Genomic DNA, 204 nt, shown 5'->3' with positions numbered 1-204 from the left:
CGCGACGACGAAGCCTGCCCCTGGCGGGCGGCGGCGGGAGGAGGGCTGCGTTCGGCCGTCACGCGGCGCGGCGTGGGGGCGGGCTTGGGGGCAGGCTTGGGGGCAGGCTTGGGGGCAGGCTTGCGCTCAGCCACCTTGGGAGGCGGCGGCTTCACGGGTTTCGGCGCGGGCTGCTCCTCCAGAGGCTGGGCGACCACCACTTCG

1 protein-coding gene is annotated in these 204 nt (G+C 76.5%); it reads right to left on the bottom strand.

What is annotated here, in order from left to right; translation table 11 throughout:
• On the bottom strand, window positions 1-204 hold a 204-nt coding region (locus E4K09_RS14780; protein WP_425293850.1), incomplete at both ends, for a hypothetical protein.

Origin of the sequence: Microvirga pakistanensis, from assembly GCF_004458765.1 — a bacterium.
Lineage (GTDB): Bacteria > Pseudomonadota > Alphaproteobacteria > Rhizobiales > Beijerinckiaceae > Microvirga > Microvirga pakistanensis.
This window is presented reverse-complemented; position numbering and strand designations above follow the sequence as displayed.